General features: G+C 70.1%; 4 protein-coding genes. All 4 read left to right on the forward strand.

From position 1 onward, the window contains the following. Positions 1 to 414 (forward strand): cyclic nucleotide-binding domain-containing protein (locus AC5RV2_RS13775; protein ID WP_494092797.1); only part of this gene is annotated, 414 nt, incomplete at its 5' end. Between the two features lie 102 nt (positions 415 to 516). Then, complete coding sequence (locus tag AC5RV2_RS13780; protein ID WP_494092798.1) at positions 517 to 2,070, forward strand: glycosyltransferase; 1,554 nt, start codon at positions 517 to 519, stop codon at positions 2,068 to 2,070. A 188-nt stretch (positions 2,071 to 2,258) separates the two neighbouring features. Beyond that, entirely contained in the window at positions 2,259 to 4,820 is a 2,562-nt protein-coding gene (gene pepN, locus AC5RV2_RS13785; RefSeq protein WP_494092799.1) for an aminopeptidase N, read from the forward strand. A gap of 212 nt (positions 4,821 to 5,032) precedes the next feature. Next, positions 5,033 to 5,849, forward strand: an 817-nt coding sequence (locus tag AC5RV2_RS13790; RefSeq protein ID WP_494092800.1) for a DUF6541 family protein, incomplete at its 3' end; no start/stop codon positions are given.

A 5,849-nucleotide genomic window follows, 5' to 3' on the forward strand; every position in this document is an offset into this window, starting at 1 on the left:
GTGGCGGCGTCCCTGCCCGCCGGCGAGCGCGACACGCTCGCGGCATACCTGGAGCGGCGCACGTACGACGACGGGGCGGCCATCGTTACCGAGGGCGGACCACACCCGGGCCTGGTCCTGGTCATGGAGGGCCAGGCACGCGCGGCCGCCAACGCCTCCGGGGACGATCAGACGGCCGAGGGCGATCACGCCGCCCGGTATTTCACTGCCGGAACCAGCTTCGGGGGCCTCGGCGACGCTCCGTCCCGGACCCAGGTGCGTGCCGAGGGGAAGGTCTGCGTGGAGGTCCTCACGCCCGACGGCTATGCGCGCCTGCGCCGGGACGCCCCGGGCACGGCCCTGAGCTTGGCCGAACGGCTGCTGGAGATCGCCGCCGAGCAACGCGACCTCGCGGTGGCGGCCGCGCAGGGCTGAGAGGCGGCGGCGGCCATCCGCGGCCATCCGCCGTCGTCCGCCCCTTTACTAGCGCGCGGCGGGCCGGAACAATGGCGGCATCCCTGACGACAGGATGCCATCGTGCCGCTCACCGCCCACTTTCCCGTCAACACCCTGGCGCTCAAGCGCGGCGGCCTGGTCAAGGCGGTGCGCACCCGGGCCAACACGCTGGCCGGGAACGGCGCGGCCGAACAGATCTGGATCGAGGTGCTGGGCCTGCAGCACCGGCTCACCCGCGACGTGGCCGGCCTCAAGGCTGACGGCCACCTGCATCCGGAGGTCAGGGTCCGCAGCGTCCTGTACGGGCTGGATCCGAGCCCCGGGACCGATACCCGCCAACCGGTCCGGCCTCCGCCCGAGGACGACTACGACATCGTGCCGGTCGGCAACTCCGGGCTGGCCTTCGGGTACTTCCGCGACGGGATCCAAGAGTCCTACGTGCGGTTCCACCCCGAAGGCACGGTGGCCGCCGTCGAACGGCTGGCCCCCAACCGCGCCCGGCTGCGCCGGGAGGAGATGGACGAACAGGGCCGCCTGGTGCTGGTCCAGCACTTCCAGGAATCGTCCAAGACGCCCACCGCCCAGCGCCTGATCGGCCGCGACGGCCGCTGCTTTCTCACGATCACGCACCATCCCGGATCGCCCAAGTGGGGTCGCAGCTACCTGTTCGACGGCGTGGCCCGCGACGACGGCGATGCCCTCACCTTCGCGGACCCCGGTGAGCTCTACCGGCACGCCTTCGAACAACTGCTGACCGGTGAAGACGCACCGGTGCTGACCTCGGAATTCCGCGAGAACCTGAACAACCTGCCCGGCCGGAACCTGGACGATGTGGTCGGCAGCGTCAGGCACCCGAACCTGCGGCGCATCGCCGCCGTGCACAGCAACCACCTGGAGCCCCCATACGTGGCAGGGTCCGGAGTCAGCCGCAACTGGCGACGGCTTCTGGACAACCTGGACAGCTGGGACGGCGTGGTCCTGCACACCGATGCGCAGCGCGAAGACATCGCCGCCGAGTTCGGCCACGCCGACCGGCTCCACACCATCGGCCAGCTGGCGCCGCCGGAGCAGCCGTACCCGGGCCACGCCACCGATCCCAACCGGCTGGTGATGGTGGCCCGGCTGCACCCGAAGAAACGGGTGGACGAGGCGATCCGGGTCTTCGCCCTGGTGCGCGCGGGCAACCCGCAGGCCCGGCTGGAGGTCTTCGGCTTCGGCTACGGCGACGAGGAGGAGGGAGCCGTCCGGGAGCTCATCGACGAACTGGGCGTCGGCGCCGCGGTCAGCTTCCCGTCGTTCACCAACAGCCCGTCGGACATCTACGCCACCGCCTGCGCCACGGTGCTGACGTCGGCGTCGGAGGGCTTCCCGCTGATCCTGCTGGAGAGCATGTCCTACGGCGTGCCGGTCGCCGCCTACGACGCCAACTACGGCCCCCGCGACGTCATCCGGCACGGCGAGAACGGCTTCCTGGTGCCCTTCGGCGACCGGCAGGCGCTGGCCGACGGCATCCTGGCCCTGATGCGCGACCCGGAACTGCGCTCGCGGTTCGCCCGATCCAGCCGCGAAACCCTGCAACGCTTCGACGAATCCGGCTATGTCTCGGCGTGGACCAAGGTCCTCGCGGGCGGCTAGCCGCGATGGGCACCGCGCCGCCGTCTCCGGCCGCAACTATTCGCCTTTCTCGCCGCAACTGCTGCGCGCTACCCCGCTGCGGTGAGACAATGGCCACATTGTGCAAGGGTTGTTTCATATCGCGTCCCGCCACGCACACCCGTTCCGGTCCCGCGCAGCCGGGGCACTAAGTACTTCTGGAGGCGAACTTGCCAGGTTTAAATCTCACCCGTGACGAAGCGCGCGCCCGCGCCGAACTGCTCCGCGTGGAGTCGTACGACGTCACGCTGGACCTCACCCGCGGCGACAAGGTGTTCGGCTCGCGCACCGTGGTCATCTTCACCGCCACTCCCGGCGGCTCCACCTTCATCGACGCCGTCACGGACACCGTCCGCTCGGTCACGCTTAACGGCAAGGCGCTGGATCCGGCCGAGGTCTCCGACGGCGTGCGCATCCAGCTGCCGGACCTGGCGGAGCACAACGTGCTGGAGATCGACGCCGACGCGCTCTACATGAACACCGGCGAGGGCCTGCACCGCTTCGTGGACCCGGTGGACAACGAGGTCTACCTCTACAGCCAGTTCGAGGTCCCGGATTCGCGCCGCATGTTCGCCGTCTTCGAGCAGCCGGACCTGAAGGCGGCCTTCCGCTTCACCGTCACCGCGCCGTCGCACTGGGATGTCATCTCCAACTCCCCCACCCCGGCGCCCCGGCACGTCGGTTCCACGGACGACGGCGGTGCGGCCGCCACCTGGGCGTTCGAGCCCACCCCGCGGATCTCCTCCTACATCACCGCGCTGATCGCCGGCCCGTACCAGTCCGTGCGCAGCGAGCTGACCAGCTCCGACGGCCGCACCATCCCGCTGGGCGTGTTCGCGCGCAAGTCGCTGATGCAGTACATGGACGCGGAGAACATCTTCACCCTCACCCGGCAGGGCTTCGAGTTCTACGAGCAGCAGTTCGGCACCCCGTACCCCTTCGAGAAGTACGACCAGCTGTTTGTGCCGGAGTTCAACGCCGGCGCCATGGAGAACGCCGGCGCGGTCACCTTCCTGGAAAACTACGTGTTCCGCTCCCGCCCCACCAACGCCATGGTGGAGCGCCGGGCCATCACCGTGCTGCACGAACTGGCGCACATGTGGTTCGGCGACCTGGTGACCATGCGCTGGTGGAACGACCTGTGGCTGAACGAGTCCTTCGCCGAATTCATGTCCACGCTGGCCGCCGCCGAGGCCACCGAGTACAAGAACGCCTGGACCACCTTCGCGTCGATGGAGAAGTCCTGGGCCTACCGGCAGGACCAGCTGCCCTCCACCCACCCGATCACCGCGGAGATCAAGGACTTGGAGGACGTGCAGGTCAACTTCGACGGCATCACCTACGCCAAGGGCGCCTCCGTGCTCCGCCAGCTGGTGGCTTGGGTGGGCCAGGAGGAGTTCATGGCCGGCGTCCGCGAGTACTTCGGCAAGCACGCCTGGGGCAACACCGAGCTGGCCGACCTGCTGGGCGAACTGGAAACCTCCAGCGGCCGGGACCTGAAGGACTGGTCCGCCAAGTGGCTGGAGACCGCCGGCGTGAACACCCTGCGCGCGGAGATCTCCACCGACGACGACGGCGCCATCACCTCGTTCGCCATCCTCCAGACCGCGCCGGACGGCTACCCGACCATCCGCCCGCACCGGCTCGCCGTCGGCTTCTACAACCTGGACGACGCCGGCAAGCTGGTGCGCACCCACCGCGAGGAACTCGATGTTGACGGCGAGCGCACCGAGGTGCCGCAGCTGGCCGGCCTGCCCCGTCCGGCGCTGGTGCTGCTCAACGACGACGACCTGGCCTACGCCAAGATCCGGCTGGACGACGTGTCCCTGGCCACCTCCAAACGCCACGTGAAGGACTTCACCGCGTCGCTGCCGCGCACCCTGGTGCTCGGCTCGGCGTGGGACGCCACCCGCGACGGCGAGAACCCGGCCCGCGAATACGTGGAGCTGGTGCTGAACAACATCGCCTACGAGACGGACTCCTCCGTCGTGCTGGTGCTGCTGCGGCAACTGGCCACCACGCTGACCTTCTACGTGAACCCGGACGACCGCCAGCGGCTGACCATCGCCGCCGCCGACCGGCTCTGGGAACTGGCCGAAGAGGCGGCCGCGGGTTCCGACTCGCAGCTGCAGTTCGCCAAGGCCTTCGCCGTGCATGCCCAGACCGGCGCGCAGCTGGACACCGTGGCCGCGCTGCTCTCCGGCGAGCGCACGCTGGAGGGACTGACCGTCGATGCCGACCTGCGCTGGGAACTTCTCACCTCGCTGGTGGCCGGCGGCCGCTTCGGCCGGGCCGAGATCGATGCCGAACTCGAGCGGGACCAGACGGCCACCGGGCAGCGCGCCGCCGCCCTGGCGCAGGCCGCCATCCCCACCGCCGAGGCGAAGGCGGCGACCTGGGAGTCCGTCGTCGTCGAGGGCGAACTGCCCAATGCCACCCAGCAGTCGGTCATCGCCGGCTTCACCCGCGTGCATGACACCACGCTGCTGGAGCCTTACGCCGCGAAGTACTTCGACGCCATCGAAGACATCTGGAACACCCGCACGCACGAACTCTCGCAGCAGATCGTCGTCGGCCTGTACCCGTCGCAGCTGTCCACGCAGGCCACCGTGGACGCCACGGACGCCTGGTTGGAGTCCCTGGCGGACCGCTCCCCCGCCCTGCGCCGGCTGGTGCTGGAAAACAAGGACGGAGTCGCCCGCGCCCTGAAGGCCCAGGCCGCCGACCGGTAACCCGCGCCCTCAACGCATAGCTGCCCGCCGAAACACTCGTTCCGGCGGGCGGCGCCGTCTCCGCAAGGCCCGGACACCAGGTTGCGTTCTCCCGCCGTTCACCACCGCGACATCTGCCGCCCCTACGGTTCCATGAACACGCGGCGGGAGTACTGCACGGCCCGCCCCCGGATCTACAATTCCACAACGGTTGGTGGCGCAAGGGAGTCCTCATGGCAGTTGCCGGACAGCTGGCTGTCATGCTCGCTGTCTTCTACCTTCCCGGCTTCCTGGCCCTCCGGGCGCTGCGCCAGCCCGCCGTCCGCTCCCTCGTGTTGGCCCCGGCCGCCGGGACGGCGCTGGCGGCCGTCGGAACCATGGTTTGCCTGGCGGCCGGCGTGCGCTGGAACCTGCTCTCGGCCATCCTGCTGGCGGCGCTCGGCATCGGCGGGTGCTGGCTCCTCGGGCGGGCCATCGCTCCCCCACCCGCGGCGCGGCTCGCCGTCCCGCGCGCGACCGCCTGGCTGCTGGCGGCCTCGCTGGCCATCACGGCCCTGATTCTGGGCCGGGTCATGCTCGAGGCGATGGGCTCGATCCACCGCGTCTCGCAGGGCTGGGACCCGACTTACCACGTGAACGTCCTGCAATGGATCAAGGACAACGGCCAGGCCAGCCCGTGGAGCATCTGGCCGATCTTCGGCGGGGCGCCGCCGTCGTTCTATCCCGCCGGCTGGCATGCGATGGTGTCGCTGGTCCCTGGCGACGTGGTGACGGCGGGGAACCTGGCCTGCCTGGACATCGGCGCCCTGATGTGGCCGGCCGCCCTGGCCCTGCTGGCCCGCGCGCTGTTCCCCGCCCGGCCGCTCGTTTGGGTCATCGCGCCGGTGATAGCTTCCTCCATGCTGGCCTTCCCTGTTGTCCAGATGTTCCGTGCCGGCCAGTGGCCCAACGGCTTCGCGGCCGCGCTGCTGCCGGCCATCCTCGCGCTCGGCATCGAACTGCAGTACCGGCTGCCAGCCGGGGCGGAAGCCGCGGACAGCGCCCCTGCCC

It is taken from the genome of Arthrobacter sp. Y3225116 (genome assembly GCF_059091245.1).